The sequence below is a fragment of the Actinospineispora acaciae DSM 45401 genome (genome assembly GCF_000620785.1).
Classification (GTDB): Bacteria; Actinomycetota; Actinomycetes; order Mycobacteriales; family Pseudonocardiaceae; genus Pseudonocardia; species Pseudonocardia acaciae.
In genome coordinates, this window is sequence record NZ_JIAI01000010.1 from 123,728 (window position 1) to 138,640 (window position 14,913).

Here is a 14,913-nt window from a genome sequence, read left to right on the forward strand (position 1 = left end):
CGGCCACACGGTGGTCAGCGCCACCGCCGCCCTCGGCGCCGTGGTCACCGGCGGCTTCATGGCCGTCGACCCGACGCCGACCAGTCTCACCGCGGACGCCGCCGACGCGATGACCCCGGTGACACCCTCGACCACCTCGACGACCAACCTCGCCGCCGCCACCCAGCCGCTGCACGTGCAGCCGGTCAGCTCCGGCCATCAGCTGAGCCAGCTGGAGTCGGTCACCGCCGCCGCCGAGCGGCTGCCGGTGGCCGTGCCCGGCGACCGGGTCAGCTCCGTGGACCGCCGTGACGTGGAGGCCCTGCACAAGGGCGAGAAGCTGGCCGCCGAGGCCGCCGCCGCGCACGCCGCCGCCATGAAGGAGGTCAGCGTGCTGGCCGGGGGCGGCGACCTGGACGACTGGATCGCCGTCGCGCTGAACAAGCTGAACCTGGACCAGTCGCTGGCCACCGGGCTCAAGAAGATCATCATGAAGGAGTCCCGGGGCAACCCGAGGGCGATCAACCTCACCGACAGCAACGCGCTGGCCGGCCGCCCGTCCCAGGGCCTCATGCAGGTCATCCCGACTACCTACCGGCACTACGTGCTGCCCGAGCTGCGCAACCGCCCGATCACCGACCCGGTCGCCAACATCACCGCCGGCGTCCGCTACATGCTGGCCAACTACGGCGTCGGCACCCTGCGCGCCGGCGGCCGCACCTCCTCCAGCGGCGGCTACATCGGCTACTGACGGCCGCCACCAGGATCCTCCCGCCGCCCCGGACCGAAACGGTCCGGGGCGGTTCGCTGTCCGGCGCCTGCTGTTCACTTCCAACCCGTCCGTCGGCCAATCGTTTGACGCCCAACTTTTGACGTTCCTGCCTTTCCGCCGGAGACTGGTGGCCTGCTGCTGTCCACAGGTCGGAAGGAGCTCCGCGGTGCGGCGGGATCTCTACGAGGCGGACCACGAGGCATTCGGCGCCGCGGTACGGGCGTTTCTGGACCGCGAGGTGGTCGGACACCTCGACGAGTGGGACGCGGCCGGGATCGTGCCGCGCGAGCTGTTCACCACGGCGGGCAAGGCGGGCTTCCTCGGCATGGCCATCCCCGAGGAGTACGGCGGCGGCGGGGTGGACGACTTCCGGTTCAACGCCGTGCTCGGCGAGGAGCTGGTCCGAGCCGGCGCGGGCGCGGCCGGTCTGGGCGTCACCCTGCACAACGACATAGCGCTGCCGTACTTCCTGCGCTACGCCACCGAGGAGCAGAGCCGGCGCTGGCTGCCCGGCATCGCCGGCGGCGAGCTGGTCACCGCGATCGCGATGACCGAGCCCGGCATCGGCTCCGACCTGGCCTCGATGTCCACCACCGCGGTGCGGGACGGCGAGCACTACGTCGTCAACGGCGCCAAGACGTTCATCACCAACGGCATCAACGCCGACCTGGTGATCACCGCCGTGAAGACCGACCCGTCCCAGCGGCACGCCGGGATGAGCCTGCTGGTGCTGGAGCGCGGCATGCCCGGTTTCGAGCGCGGGCGCAACCTGGACAAGCTCGGCCAGCACGCGCAGGACACCGCCGAGCTGTCGTTCGCCGACGTGCGGGTGCCGGTGGCCAACCTGCTCGGCGAGGAGGGCCAGGGCTTCCGCCAACTGGTGGCGAACCTGCCCCAGGAGCGGCTGTCCATCGCGCTGTCCGCGGTGGCGTCGGCGGCCGTCGGGCTGGAGCAGACGCTGGAGTACGTGAAGGCCCGGCGCGCGTTCGGGCAGCCGATCGGCTCGTTCCAGAACAGCAGGTTCGTGCTCGCCGAGATCGCCACCGAGGTGGACATCGCGCAGGCCTACGTGGACCGCTGCATCCGCGCGCTGAACACCGGCGAGCTGTCCGCGGAGGACGCGGCCAAGGCGAAGTGGTGGTGCACCGAGCTGCAGGGCCGGGCGCTGGACAGGTGCCTGCAGCTGCACGGCGGGTACGGGTACATGACCGAGTACCCGATCGCGCGCGCCTACGCCGACGCCCGCGTGACCAGGATCTACGGTGGCACCACGGAGATCATGAAGGAGCTGGTCGGCCGCTCGCTGGGGCTGTAGGGCCGGGTTCGCGGCGACGGCGACCACCCGCACGAGCCGGCACCGTTTCCATGGTCATCAGGCCGTTACGGTTGTTTGGCGCGTGTTATAGCAACCGTGAGTGCCTGATGATGTTGATTCGGACTAGACCGACGGTCGGTCTAGTCCCGTTCGGCGGCGCGGGGAGGCACGGACGCCGGCGGAAGGTACGGACCGGGACGGGGTACGGACGCAAGCCCGATCAGGACACGCCGCCGGTCAGGTCACGCCGGCGAACTCCAGGGCCTCGGGCCAGGTCGCGGACTTCATGATCATGCGGCGGTACTTCATGATCTGCGCGGGGCGGTCGATGCTGATGCAGCCGGTGAGGCGGTCGCCCCGGCGGTAGAGCGCCAGGAACTTGTCCTCGCCGAGCTCCTCGCTGACCACCCGGATCTCGTCGGCGGCCGGGATGCCGACGAACTGGATCCTGCTGTCGTACCAGTCGGACCAGAAGTACGGCACCGACGCCGACGGTTTCGCCTCGGCGGGGTCCAGCGCGTTGCGGGCGGCGAGCATGCCCTGCTCGGAGGCGTTCGTCCAGTGTTCGAGCCGCATCAGCAGGCCGTCGAAGAGCGGGTGCGGGAAGTGCGCGACGTCGCCGGCGGCGTACACCCCGGGCAGGCCGGTGGCCAGCGTCTGGTCGCAGATGATGCCGCCGTCGCGCTCGTGCAGCCGCAGGCCGGAGCCGGCCAGCCAGCCGGTGCACGGCGTCACCCCGGTGCCGACCACCACGAGGTCGGCCGGCAGCACGGAGCCGTCGTCCAGCGCCACCCCGGTCACCGTGCCGCCGGACGAGGACGAGCCGACCAGCCCGGTGACCTTCACCCCGCAGCGCAGCTCGGTGCCGTGCGCGCGGTGCAGCTCGGCGCAGGCCCGGCCCATCTCCTCCCCCACGGCCCGGACCAGCGGCACCGGCAGCGCCTCCAGCACCGTCACCGGCAGCCCGCGCTTGCGCGCCGAGGACGCCACCTCGGAGCCGATGAACCCGGCGCCCACCACGACCGTGCGCGCCCCGGCGTCCAGCGCGGCGCGGATGGCCACCGCGTCGTCCAGGGTGCGCAGGGTGTGCACGCCGGCCAGCTCGGAGGCGCCGGGCAGGGTGCGCGGCGCGGCGCCGGTGGCGATCACCAGCGCGTCGTACTCCAGCGCGCCCTCGTCCAGCTCGACGACCTTGCGCGCGGCATCCAGGCCGGTCGCCCAGGTGCCAAGGCGCAGGTCCAGCTCGAGCTCGTCGCGCAGCTGGTCCTCGGTGCGGTAGGTCGGGTCCTCCGGGCCGTCGTCCCCGGCGACCAGGTAGTCCTTGGACAGCGGCGGCCGGTCGTAGGGCAGGTGCTCCTCGCCGCCGACCAGCGTGAGCGGACCGGAGTGCCCGGCCCGGCGCGCGGCCTGCGCGGCCCGCAGCCCCGCCAGCGACGCGCCGACGATGACCAGACGGCCGGTCACGGCGTCAGTCCTCGACGATCGAGAGCGCCTCGGTCGGGCAGCCCTCGACGGCGGCCTCCACGTCCTGGCGGCACCCGGCGTCGGGGGTCTCGTTCAGGACCAGAAGCGTGCCGTCGTCCTGCACCTCGAACAGGTCGGGCGCCTCCGCCTCACACATGCCCAGACCGGTGCACCGGTTCCGGTCGACCACGATGCGCATGGGGTGTGCTCCTTCGCTCATCCACCGTCAACCCGAAGCGTATGCGGAACCAAACGCGGCCCGCTTCCCGAGTGACAACACGGATCGCGCGCCAAGTCGGTTCGGGATACGGTCGCCGGCGTGGACATCAAGGACAGCGTCGCACTGATCACCGGCGGCGCCTCGGGGTTGGGCCTGGCCACCGCGCGCCGGCTGCTGGACGCGGGCGCCCGCGTGCTGCTGGTGGACCTGCCGGGCTCGGCGGGCGCGGAGGTCGCCGAAGGGCTCGGCGAGAGCGCGCGGTTCGCCCCGGCGGACGTCACGGACACCGAGGCGGTGACGTCCGCACTGGACGCCGCCGCCGAGCTGGGCGAGCTGCGCACGGTGGTCAACTGCGCCGGGATCGGCCCGCCCGGGCGGGTGGTCGGACGCAAGGGCCCGCTCCCGCTGGAGACGTTCACCCAGGTCATCCAGGTGAACCTGATCGGGACGTTCAACGTGATCCGGCTGGCCGCCGAGCGCATGCAGGCCCTGGAGCCACGCGAGGGCGAGCGCGGCGTGCTGGTCTGCACCGCGTCGGTGGCCGCGTTCGACGGCCAGGTCGGCCAGGCGGCGTACTCCGCGTCCAAGGGCGGCATCGTGGGCATGACGCTGCCGATCGCGCGCGACCTCGCCGACCGGCAGATCCGGATCGTGACCATCGCGCCCGGCCTGTTCGACACGCCGCTGCTGGCCAGCCTGCCCGACGACGCCCGCGCCTCGCTCGGCGCCCAGGTGCCGCACCCGCGCCGGCTGGGCGACCCGGCCGAGTACGGCGCGCTGGTCGAGCACATCGTGGCCAACCCCATGCTGAACGGTGAGGTCATCCGCCTGGACGGCGCGATCCGGATGGCGCCTCGGTAAGCGCGCGGTCAGAACAGCACGAACGAGCCGCTGGTGTAGACCTTGAGCGCGAGCACCGCGGCGATGACCAGGAGCACGACCAGGACCGCCACCCACACCTGGCGCAGGTTCATCGGGCGGTCGGCGGGACGGGCCGGCGGGTGTTGCAGGCTTTCCGGGCCGGCGCCCGGCGGGCGGTGGCGGCGCTGGAGGGCGGCCGCCTCGGCGTCCTCCAGCCGGGGCGGGCCGACGAACTCGGAGAACTCGAAGCGGCGGTCGAAGTCCTCGGTGGTCTCCACGCCGGCGAGGATCTCCTCGGGCGGGCCGGCGGCCACGATCCGGCCGTTGACCAGGATCGCCAGGTGGTCGGCCAGGGTGCGGGCCAGCTCCAGGGTGTGCGTGGTGATCAGCAGGGTGCAGCCGGTGCGCTCGCGCAGGCTGCGCACGGCCGCGAGCATGGCCGGCTGGTGCTCGCTGTCCAGGCCGATGTCGATCTCGTCGAGGATGGTCAGCGGGGCGTCCGCGACCAGCGCGCGGGCCAGCGCGAGGCGCTTGGCGGCGTGCGAGGGCAGCTGCTCGGGCAGCCGGTCCGCCTGGTCGGCCAGGTGCACCTCGCGCAGCCGGGCCATGGCGCGTTCGCGGCGCTGCGACTCGGGGACGCCGAGCGCGTGCAGCGTGTAGGTCAGGTTCTCCAGCGCGGTCATGGAGGCGAACACCGAGGTGGTGTAGAGGGTGTGGCCGCCGAGCATGGCGCCCTGGCGGCGGTGGATGCGCTGCCACTCCTCGGGCGAGGCGTCCCAGACGTCACGGCCGTCGATCCGCACGGTGCCGGCGTCCGGCTCCAGCAGCCCGAGCACGTGCTTGATCATCGTCGTCTTGCCGACGCCGGACGGACCCATCAGGACCGTGACCTTGCCGGCCGGAACGTGTAGCCGCAGCCGGTGCAGGACGGCGCTGCCGCCGAGGATCGTGGTGATGTCGTCCAGCTCGACCTCGGGCGGCTCGCCGGTGTCGAGGGCGGGGGTGGAACGGCGTGGACGCATGCCTACTCCCCGATGAGTCGGGCGTCGACGTTAACGCCACTCCGCCGGTGCGGTGTACGCCATCCGCCGTTCGGGTGAGGCCGTAGCGTGGGGTCGAACCCGCGAACGCCGAGAAGAGGGAGCCGTCCGAATGGAGCTGTTGGACGCGCATGGTGCGGCGCTGGCCGACTTCGACAGGCTGGTACGGGCGGTGCCTGGAGATCGGTGGGACGCCCCGACGCCGTGTGACGAGTGGTCGGTCCGGGACCTGGTCGGGCATCTGGTCGGCGAGCAGCTCTGGGTGCCGTCGCTGCTGGCCGGGCGGACCATCGCGGAGGTCGGCGACCGGTTCGACGGCGATCAGCTGGGCGACGACCCGGCGGCGGCCTGGCGCTCGGCGGCCGACGCGGCGCGGCGGGCCTGGCTGGAGCCCGGGGTGGTGGCGCGGACGGTGCATCTGAGCTACGGCACCGACAGCGCCACGAACTACGGCTGGCAGATGACGCTCGACCTGGCCGTGCACGGCTGGGACCTGGCGACCGGGATCGGCGTCGGCCACCGCATCCCCGACGAGCTGGCCGGCGACCTGCTGCGCGTCTTCGGCGACGTCATCCCCCGGTGGCAGGGCCTCGGGCTGTTCGCCGAGCCGGTCGCGGTGCCGGCGGACGCCAGCCCACACGCCCGGCTGCTCGGGTTGCTCGGGCGGCGCCCTGACTAGCTAGCGGCCGCGGGCGGCCTCCCAGCGCGGGCTGTCCACGAAGTGGACGTCGTAGCGCTGGTGCACCTCGTGCAGGGTCCGGTCGTCGACCTCGCCGCGCATGATCGCCGGCAGCATCCGGAAGTACTCGAACCTGTCCACGCCGGGCACCAGGGTCACGAACAGGTCGGCCACCGCGCCCGGCGCCGCCGCGAAGGCGTGCCGCACCCCGGGCGGGATCACCACGTAGCCGCCCTTGTCGACGGTGAGCACCTCGTCCTCCAGCAGCAGCTGCATTCGGCCTTCGAGCACGTAGAACGCCTCGGACGAGTCGGCGTGGTAGTGCGGCTTCGCGCCGTCGACGCCGGTCTCCAGGCGGATCCGGTTCGCGCCGAGCGCCTGTTGCGTGTGGCCGCCGTCGGCGAGCAGCCACAGCGTGGTGTCGTCGCCGTGGACGACCTCGACGTCACGTTCCTGGACGGCATGCGCCCGGGTATCGGTGCTGGACATTGCGCCCGCCTCCTGTGGTTGAAAGCTTCAACTACTTACGACCACGGTAGCGTGAAGTAGTTGACGGCTTCAACCGATGGGAGTGTGGCGTGCCCAACTGGCTCGACAACGGCCAGCAGCGCGACTGGCGGGCGTTCATCGAGGGCTCGATCCGGCTCATCGAGCTGCTCGACCGGGAGCTGCGCGCCGGCCATTCGCTCACCCTCGCCGAGTACGAGATCCTGGTGCGGCTGTCCGAGGCGCCCGGGCGCCGGATGCGGATGGCCGAGCTGGCGGAGGTGTCGTACTACTCGCGCAGCCGGCTGTCCCACTCGGTCGGCCGACTGGAGGCGCGCGAGCTGGTGTGCAGGGACCGGATCCCGGACGACAAGCGCGGCGTGGTCGCGCGGCTCACCGAGCGGGGGATGCGCGCGCTGCGCCTGGCCGCGCCGGACAACCTGCGGATCGTCCGGGAGTACTTCGTGGACGTGATCGATCCCGAGGACCTGCGGGCGGTCGGCCGCGCGTTCGGCGCCGTCTCGTCGCGGCTTTCCGTTACGCCGTGAACAGCCGGCCGGCCGTGACCGGCCGCAGGCCGCGTTTGTCCAGGTCGGCGAGGATGTCCGGGATCGCGGCCAGGGTGGCACGGTGGCCGAGGTGCATGCTCACCACGCTGCCGGCGGTGGCCGTGCGAACCTGGGCGCGCACGGTGGCCGGGGTGGGGTCGGTCCAGTCCAGCGAGTCGACGTCGTAGGAGAGCACCCTCGGGTAGCCGGCCTCGCCGGCCAGCCTGAGCTGCTCGGCGGTGGCGTGCTGCGCGGCGGACTGCCGGAAGAACGCGCCGGGCCCGCCGGTGAGGGCCGCGATCTTGTCCCGGCACCTGACGATCTCGTCGCGCTGGGCCGCCGCGCTCAGCCTGGTCATCGTCCGGTGCGACCAGGTGTGGTTGCCCAGCTCGTGCCCGAGGTCGGCGACCATCTTCGCGGCGTCCGGGTAGCGCGCCAGCCAGGTGCCCACGGCGAGCACCGTGACCTGCGCGCCGCCCTTGGCGAGCGCCTCGAGGATCTGGCGGTCCAGGGTGAGGTCGCTGTCGCCGTGGAAGGTCAGCGCCACCTCGGGGCGGCCGGTGGCGGCGCGGACCAGCTCGACGGCCGGGCCGGTGGGGCCGGCCTGTGGTGCACTCGAACGCGACGGAGGCGACGGGGGCGACGACGGGGGCGGTGCCGCCGGCGGGTCGGGCGGTCGAGGCTCGGCGGGGGCGGCGCAGGCGGCGAGCCCGAGCAGCGCGCCGGCCGCCGCCCCGCCGCGCAACAACGCACGCCTCGGCAGGCCCGGGGCACGCCGCCGGGCCGCGCCGGCCGGGTCGGTCATGCCGCCATCATCGCGGACCGACCGACCGTCGGTCTGTTTGCCCCGGGCGGGCGCGGTCACGGATGCCGCCCGGGTCGATCGCCGCCAGCACGTCGCGCAACAGGTCGGCCAGGGCGCGGGCGGTGGCCTCGGGCAGGCGGCCCAGCAGCTCGGACTGCGCCGCGTTCGCCGCGAGCACGGTCTCCTCGGCGGCGCGCACGCCCTCCGGGGTGAGCCGGACCCACACGCTGCGGCGGTCGTCAGGGTCGGCCTCCCGGACCACCAGCCCGGCGGCGGTCAGCCGGTGCAGCACGTTCGTGGTGCCGCCCGAGGACAGCAGCAGCGAGCTGGCCAGCTCGTGCGGCTTGCGCCGGTACGGCCGCCCGACCAGGCGCAGCCGGGACAGCACCTCGTACTCGGCCTTGGTCCGCCCCAGCCGGTCCAGCTCGGTGACGACGGCCGCGTCGATGAGCCCGGCCAGCCGCCCGGCGCGCTTGGCCAGCTCCAGGGGCACCCCGGCGACCTGGGGCAGCTCCGTGCGCCATCCGCCGACGATCTCGTCGACAACGTCGGACAGCCGTCCCTCACTCATGGCTGGAGGGTAGCTTGCGCGCCCGAAAGCTTCCTCGTAAGCTTTTTACAAAGCTTTCCAGAGAGGGGTAACTGATGATCACGCTGATCCGGGGCGGCTGGGTCCTCACCATGAGCGAGCGCGAGCTGCCCGCCGGCGACGTGCTGGTCACCGACGGCACCATCGAGGCCGTGGGGGTCGGGCTGACCGCACCACCCGGCGCCGAGGTGATCGACGCGACCGGGATGCTGGTGCTGCCCGGCCTGGTGGACACCCACCGGCACACCTGGCAGACGCCGCTGCGCCACCTCGGCGCGCAGTGGTCGCTCACCGACTACCTGCGGCGGCTGCTGCACGACATCGGCGCCCGGTTCCGCCCGGAGGACGTCTACGCGGGCACCCTGCTCGGCGCGCTGGCCGCGCTGGACGGCGGGGTCACCACGCTGGTCGACTGGTCGCACATCCAGGACTCGCCGCGGACCGCGGACGCCTCGGTGGCCGCGCTGCGCGACGCCGGCATCCGGGCCGTGTTCGCGCACTGCGACCGGCTGCGCCCGCACGGCCAGCCCCGCTCCGGCACGCACCTCGCCGAGCTGCGCCGGGCCCGCGAGGAGCTGCTGCCCGAGGACCCGAAGGACGGCGCGCTGGTCACCCTGGCGATGGGCGCGCACGGCCCGGACTTCACCGACATCGAGTCCACCGTCACCGACTTCGCACTGGCCCGCGAGCTGGGCATCCCGATCACCACGCACGTCGCCGTCGGCCGGCCGGGTCCGCACCAGCGGGGCATCGCGGCCATGGACGGCGCCGGGCTGCTCGGGCCGGACCTCACGGTGGTGCACGCGAACGGCGCGAGCGCGGACGACCTGCGCCGGCTGGCCGACCACGGGGTGAGCGCGTCGATCAGCCCGCAGATCGAGCTGACCATGCCCGAGCTGGGCGCCTCCGTCGCCCTGCGCCGGATGCTGGCGGCCGGGATCCGGCCCGGGCTCAGCGTCGACTCGGAGTCGGTCGCGTCCGCCGACCTGTTCACCCAGATGCGGTTCGCCCTGGCCGCCCACCGCACGGACACCGACAACGAACAGGAGAAGGAACCACCGCTACCGGCTATTGAGGCGCTGCGGCTGGCCACCGTGGACGGCGCGCGCACCGCCGGGCTGGCCGACCAGGTGGGCACCCTGGAGCCCGGCAAGGCCGCCGACCTGATCATGCTGCGGGCCGACGCGGTCGGGCTGGCCCCGGTGCGGGCGGCCGCCGACGCGGTGGTGCTGGCCGCCCACCCGGGCATGGTCGACACCGTTCTCGTGGCCGGCCGAACGGTCAAGCGCGACGGCCGGCTGCTGGCCGATCTGGACCGCGCGCGCGAGCTGGCCGCCGCGACCGCCGACCACGTGCTCGGAGCAGGTGATCCAACGCTTGTGACGGACCGGTAGGCTGCCGGCGGAACAGCGGCCGACCGGCTGGCGCCCGTCCGCCCGCCGGGCCGGCGACGCCATGGCGGCCCCCGGGATGTGACGCTTTCGTTGCCCACCAGCACCCAGAGAAGCGACAGCGGGACGAGCACGAACGCCGCGCCGGCCGGGACGACGGGCCGGGACGCGCCGTTGCTGGCCCGCAACCGCGTGCTGGACGTCGTGATCATGGTGTCCTACCTGCTGATCTCGATCGGCCTGTACCGGGACCTGTGGCGCGGCCTGCCCGTCAGCTACCTGGTGGACAGCGGCGAGGACCAGAACCTGTTCGAGTGGTTCTTCGCGGTGCAGGCGCACGCGCTGGCCGCCGGGCACCCGACCCTGGTCTCCGCGCTGCAGAACCACCCGGTCGGCGTCAACCTGATGGCCAACACGGCGATGCCGGGGCTGGCGCTGCCGCTGGCGCCGCTGACCCTGCTGGCCGGGCCGACCGCCACCTGGGCGTTGGTGCTCACCGGCGGGCTGGCCGGCACGGCGGCCGGCTGGTACTGGCTGTACTCCCGGCACCTGGTCCGCTCCCGGTGGTCGGCCGCGGTCGGCGGCGCGTGCTGCGCGTTCACCCCGCCGGTCATCTCGCACGCGCACGCCCACCCGAACTTCACGGCGATGTTCCTGCTCCCGGTGATCGTGCTGTGGCTGGTCCGGCTGCGGGTGGCCACCGAGAACGGTCGCCGGGTCAAGATCGGCGTGCTGCTCGGCCTGCTGATCGCCTGGCAGGTCATGATCGGCGAGGAGCCGCTGCTCATCCTGGCCACCGGGCTGGTCGTCTACGCGCTGGCCTGGGCGGTGGTGCGGCCCCGGACGCTGCTCGCGTCGGCCCGGTCGCTGGTCACCGGGCTCGGCGTGGCGGCGGCGGTGGCGATACCGCTGGTCGGGTATCCGCTGTGGGTCCAGTTCACCGGCCCGAGCAGCTACCGCGCGCTGCGCCACGGCATGGCCGGCAACGACCTGACGGTGTTCGGCGCGCTGCCCAAGCAGTCGGTGGGCGGCCAGCTGCTCAGCCCCGAGCAGGTGGTGGCCAACCCGACCGAGCAGAACGCGTTCTTCGGCTGGCCGCTGCTGGTGCTGCTGCTGGTGGCGATGGTCTGGCTGTGGCGGGAGGTGCCGGCGCGGCTGGCCACGATCACGCTGCTGGTGATGGCCGCGCTGTCGGCCGGCGGGCACGCCGTGGTGAACGGCCAGGACACCGGCATCCCCGGGCCGTGGCTGCTGCTGCACCAACTGCCGCTGTACGAGTCGCTGATCGAGGCGCGGCTGACGTTCGCCTGCCTACCGGTGATCGGCATGCTGCTCGCGCTGGCCAGCGACCGGGTGCTGGTGCGGCCACCGCGCCCGGTCCTGCCGGGGGCGTGGCTGCGCTGGCTGACCTCGCGGCGGCTCTGGTTCGCGGCGCTGGTCCTGGCGCTGCTGCCGATCCTGCCGGTGCGGTTCATCACCACCACGCGCGCGGACACCCCCGCCCTGTTCAGCTCCGGCGCGTGGCGGGATTACGTGCGGCCGGGGCGGGCGATCGTGACGGTGCCGCTGCCGGACACCTCGAACGCCCACGCGCTGCACTGGCAGGTGGTGGCCGGGCTGGAGTTCCCGATCGCGGAGGGCTACTTCGTCGGGCCGTTCGGCCCGGCGCGGGAGGGCACCTACGGCGCGGAGCGGCGGCCCACGTCGTGGCTGCTCGCGGAGACGGCGATATCCGGCGCGGTGCCGGCGATCGGCCCCGAGCAGCGCGCGGCCGCGATCGACGACCTGCGCTACTGGCGGGCCGACGCGGTGGTGCTCGCGGCCGCCCCGAACGCGGCGGCGCTGCGGGCCACCCTGGACCAGCTGCTCGGGCCGGGTCAGGACCGCGACGACGTGGTGGTCTGGGACGTCCGTTCGGTTACGGGGTAGCGCGCCCGGTCGCGCGCGGCCAGCAGTGCCAGCGCGCTCACCCCGAGCGCCAGCCACGCGCCGCCGAGCAGCCAGCCGGTGAGCACGTCGGTCAGCCAGTGCGCGGCCAGGTACAGCCGGCTGACCCCGACCAGCACGGCCAGCGCCGCCGCCGAGACCACCGCCGCCACCCCCGCCGCTGCCGACCGCGCCGTCAGCACGACCACGGCCGCGACCACGCCGAGCACCACCGTGGTGCCCAGCGCGTGCCCCGAGGGCAGCGAGTAGCTCGGGTAGTGGATCAGCTGGTCGGCCCGGGGCGGGCGGTGCCGCTCGTAGAGATGCTTGAACCCGACCACCAGCAGCCCGCCCCCGGCGGCGGTCACCGCGACCACGGCGGCCGGCCACCAGCGGCGCTTCCAGGCCAGGACGAGCACGGCCGCCGCCGTCACCGCCGTCATGGCGATCGTGCCCCCGGCCACCGCCAGCACCGTGGCCACCACCGTCGCCCACCCGGTCCGGTGTGCCACGAACCAGTCCAGCACCGGCTGGTCCACGTCGTACAACCCGTCCGCGTGCCCCGGACCGTCCAGCACCTGTTCCACCACGGCGGCCTGCGCGAGCAGCAGTACCAGCGCTATAGCACCGCCGATCCCGACCGTCCGCCTCCACCGCATGACGTCCGACGCTACCGACGCAGCTTGTGAATCCCCTGAGATATCACCCCGGAGTGACGCGCAAGCGGTTCCGCGGAACCGCTCGTCCCCCCGCGCGCGTACCGAGTCAACGACCGGCGCGGGAACCTCAGTCCGGCAGCGTCATCCGCTGGCCGTGAGGCCCGACCGTGACCGTCCAGTCGGTGACGGCCGGCTCGCCGGCTTGCTGCCACCACCGGTAGGCGTCGGCCACCTCATCGAACAGGCGTCGCTGGCCGCTCTGGTTGACCGGGTACGGGGGTTCTTCGGTGATGTCCACCGACGCCCACGAGTCGGTGACGACGTCGAGCAGCCACACAGTCCCGGTGGTCGGAGTCGCTTCCCGGTATGACTTGCTGACGCCGTTCACGCGCTGGCCGATGGCAACGGCGGCGTCACGGTTCTGCGCCCACCGGTAGGGGTGCAGCTCGGTGGTGCCGATCGTGTCGGGCTCGCCCACACGCACACTCCGGCGGGGTACGCGTTGGGAGCGCAGGCTCATGAACACCGCGCAGGCGCCGAGGCTGCCCGTCGCGGTGCCGTCTTCGTGACGGTCGAGCACCGCGACGCCAGGCGGTTCGTAGGTGTTGGCGAGCGGGACGACGAGCCGGCCGCCGGGCGTGACCTGCTGAACCCAGTGGTAGGGCGTGACCGCTGCGCCGACCGTGGCGATCAGCCGGTCATACGGCGCCCCGGCCGGCCAACCCGGTACACCATCGGTTGCGACCAGGCACACCTTGTCGTACCCGGCGGCGTCGAGAGCGGCACGCGCATGATCGGCTATTGCGGGGTCGACTTCCAGGGTGGTGACGTTCTCCGCGCCCACCCGGTGGGCCAACAGGGCAGCGTTCCAGCCGGTGCCGCTACCGATCTCCAGAACCCGCATGCCCGGCTCGATGTCCAGCGCGGCCAGCATGCGAGCGACCATGGTCGGAGCGGATGCGGACGAGGTGGGCAACCAGCCCCGACCCCGCTCGTCCGGCTTGCCGTCGTCGACCTGCGTGATCACCGCGTCGTCGGCGTATGCGGCGGCCAGCCAGCCGCCGGGGTCGTCGGCTCGGCGCAGCGGCAGCAGGTCCGCGCCGGGCGTGTCTTGATCGTGTTGCCACACCACGTCGGGGATGAACCGGTGACGGGCGACGTCCTCGAAGGCAGGCTGCCACGCCGGGGTCAGGTCGCCGCGCTCCAGGAGCGCGGCCACCATGGCCCGGCGCAGCCGCTTAGGGTCGTCGGTCACTTCTTGCCGTGCTTCCCCGGGTCAGGCGGGGGCGGGATCGGACCGCCCGGTTTGTGACCGTTCGTCTCCGGCTTCGGCTTCTCGTCCTTGTCTTTGTCGTGCTCACCCATGATGTGCACCTTTCCTCTCGTTGTGGACAACTACCGAGGCTTGACGAGCGACGCGCTGTGCTGGGCTGGACTGCCGAGCGCGTCGGACCCCTTCGTCGGTGAGCTTGTAGGCGTGGCGCCTCGCAAAGCCGCGCTCACGGGCGGATCCGTCCCAACCGCAGTCCACCCACCCAAGCTCGACCATCCGTCGCAGCGCCGAATCGACAGCTCGTGACGCCAGGCCGACGGATCGTGAGATGTCGAGCGCGGCCATCTCCCGGGGCGGGGTGGTGTCCAACGCCGCCAGCACGGCGGCGATCCGCTCGCCAACGACCGCGCGGTCGTCGCGGCTCATCGGCGCCGCCCGCGCCGGTCGTCCTCACGCTCGGGCAGCTCGACGAGGTACGGCTCTCGGGTGCTCTGCGGGCAGCGGACGCGGTGGCCGTTGGCCAGCTCGCGCCCGGTGCACCGGCACTCGCCCCGTGGTGTCGTCTCCGAGGTTGGCGGGAGCGGTCGAGCGGTCACCGTGACTCACCTCCATGGCGCCGGCCGATGCCGAGCGGCCACCACTGGCGTCGCGGGCTCGCATGGGCGGATGCCATCGCGTGTGCTGCTCGTCGGAGCGCGTAGGCGGTTTGGGCGGCGTGATCGTCCGGGCTGTGCGCAGGGTGAGCCAACGCGTGCGGCGCCAGCTCCCAGGCCAGCGTCAACGGGTCAATCTCGGACGTACGGTCCTCGGCGTCGGGCGGAACACTCGTCCCGCAGCCTTCGCAGCGTGGACCAGCAGGACCAGCGAGCACGCTCGGCCAGAGCAAGATCAGGTGACCACCGAGAG

Annotated in this window: 16 protein-coding genes; 7 read left to right on the forward strand and 9 right to left on the reverse strand. The window is 73.1% G+C overall.

Going from position 1 to position 14,913, the window contains the following annotated elements; all coding sequences use genetic code 11:
* The first annotated feature begins 10 nt into the window (after positions 1-10).
* Complete coding sequence (locus tag N912_RS60985) at positions 11-730, forward strand: transglycosylase SLT domain-containing protein (protein WP_051581198.1); 720 nt, start codon at positions 11-13, stop codon at positions 728-730.
* Positions 731-917: 187 nt separating this feature from the next.
* Positions 918-2,066 carry an acyl-CoA dehydrogenase family protein gene (locus N912_RS0134330; RefSeq protein WP_028925982.1) on the forward strand — a complete coding sequence of 383 codons (1,149 nt, stop codon included), beginning with the start codon at positions 918-920 and terminating at the stop codon, positions 2,064-2,066.
* Between the two features lie 237 nt (positions 2,067-2,303).
* On the opposite strand, the gene N912_RS0134335 is transcribed toward N912_RS0134330, so the two are convergent.
* Positions 2,304-3,530, reverse strand: coding sequence for an NAD(P)/FAD-dependent oxidoreductase (locus N912_RS0134335; protein ID WP_028925983.1), 1,227 nt, complete (start codon positions 3,528-3,530; stop codon positions 2,304-2,306).
* A 4-nt stretch (positions 3,531-3,534) separates the two neighbouring features.
* Entirely contained in the window at positions 3,535-3,729 is a 195-nt protein-coding gene (locus N912_RS0134340; RefSeq protein WP_028925984.1) for a ferredoxin, read from the reverse strand.
* A gap of 120 nt (positions 3,730-3,849) precedes the next feature.
* On the opposite strand from N912_RS0134340, the gene N912_RS0134345 reads away from it, so the two are divergent.
* Positions 3,850-4,611: a 3-hydroxyacyl-CoA dehydrogenase gene (locus N912_RS0134345; RefSeq protein WP_028925985.1), complete on the forward strand. Its 762-nt coding sequence runs from the start codon at positions 3,850-3,852 to the stop codon at positions 4,609-4,611.
* An 8-nt stretch (positions 4,612-4,619) separates the two neighbouring features.
* On the opposite strand, the gene N912_RS0134350 is transcribed toward N912_RS0134345, so the two are convergent.
* Positions 4,620-5,633, reverse strand: a complete 1,014-nt coding sequence (locus N912_RS0134350) for an ATP-binding cassette domain-containing protein (RefSeq protein WP_028925986.1) — start codon at positions 5,631-5,633, stop codon at positions 4,620-4,622.
* A gap of 130 nt (positions 5,634-5,763) precedes the next feature.
* Here N912_RS0134350 and N912_RS0134355 point away from each other — a divergent pair, with 130 nt between their 5' ends.
* Positions 5,764-6,330 (forward strand): TIGR03086 family metal-binding protein, encoded by a 567-nt coding sequence (locus N912_RS0134355; protein WP_028925987.1) that lies wholly within the window; start codon positions 5,764-5,766, stop codon positions 6,328-6,330.
* On the opposite strand, the gene N912_RS0134360 is transcribed toward N912_RS0134355, so the two are convergent.
* A complete protein-coding gene (locus N912_RS0134360; protein ID WP_028925988.1) occupies positions 6,331-6,819 on the reverse strand; it encodes a cupin domain-containing protein in 489 nt (162 codons plus the stop codon).
* An 89-nt stretch (positions 6,820-6,908) separates the two neighbouring features.
* Here N912_RS0134360 and N912_RS0134365 point away from each other — a divergent pair, with 89 nt between their 5' ends.
* Positions 6,909-7,364 (forward strand): MarR family winged helix-turn-helix transcriptional regulator, encoded by a 456-nt coding sequence (locus N912_RS0134365; protein ID WP_028925989.1) that lies wholly within the window; start codon positions 6,909-6,911, stop codon positions 7,362-7,364.
* On the opposite strand, the gene N912_RS0134370 is transcribed toward N912_RS0134365, so the two are convergent.
* Both N912_RS0134370 and N912_RS56430 read right to left on the reverse strand, forming a co-directional pair.
* On the reverse strand, positions 7,354-8,169 hold the full coding sequence (locus N912_RS0134370; protein WP_037068211.1) for a polysaccharide deacetylase family protein: 816 nt from the start codon (positions 8,167-8,169) through the stop codon (positions 7,354-7,356). The genes N912_RS0134365 and N912_RS0134370 overlap by 11 nt on opposite strands.
* A gap of 7 nt (positions 8,170-8,176) precedes the next feature.
* Positions 8,177-8,740, reverse strand: coding sequence for a MarR family winged helix-turn-helix transcriptional regulator (locus tag N912_RS56430; RefSeq protein WP_051581199.1), 564 nt, complete (start codon positions 8,738-8,740; stop codon positions 8,177-8,179).
* A 74-nt stretch (positions 8,741-8,814) separates the two neighbouring features.
* Between N912_RS56430 and N912_RS0134380 the strand changes: the two genes are divergently transcribed.
* Together N912_RS0134380 and N912_RS0134385 are read left to right on the forward strand one after the other, a co-directional pair.
* Positions 8,815-10,152 carry an amidohydrolase family protein gene (locus N912_RS0134380; protein ID WP_028925991.1) on the forward strand — a complete coding sequence of 446 codons (1,338 nt, stop codon included), beginning with the start codon at positions 8,815-8,817 and terminating at the stop codon, positions 10,150-10,152.
* Between the two features lie 90 nt (positions 10,153-10,242).
* A complete protein-coding gene (locus N912_RS0134385; protein ID WP_028925992.1) occupies positions 10,243-12,078 on the forward strand; it encodes a hypothetical protein in 1,836 nt (611 codons plus the stop codon).
* Here the strand turns inward: N912_RS0134385 and N912_RS0134390 are convergent.
* From N912_RS0134390 to N912_RS64000, 3 genes are all read right to left on the reverse strand, one after another.
* The gene (locus tag N912_RS0134390; RefSeq protein ID WP_051581200.1) at positions 12,027-12,734 is read right to left on the reverse strand and encodes a phosphatase PAP2 family protein; all 708 of its coding nucleotides are present in this window, start codon (positions 12,732-12,734) and stop codon (positions 12,027-12,029) included. The two genes, N912_RS0134385 and N912_RS0134390, sit on opposite strands and share 52 nt — an antisense overlap.
* 127 nt (positions 12,735-12,861) lie before the next feature.
* The gene (locus N912_RS56435; RefSeq protein ID WP_156994228.1) at positions 12,862-13,989 is read right to left on the reverse strand and encodes an rRNA adenine N-6-methyltransferase family protein; all 1,128 of its coding nucleotides are present in this window, start codon (positions 13,987-13,989) and stop codon (positions 12,862-12,864) included.
* A gap of 440 nt (positions 13,990-14,429) precedes the next feature.
* Entirely contained in the window at positions 14,430-14,603 is a 174-nt protein-coding gene (locus N912_RS64000) for a hypothetical protein (RefSeq protein ID WP_156994229.1), read from the reverse strand.
* Between the last annotated feature and the right edge of the window lie 310 nt (positions 14,604-14,913).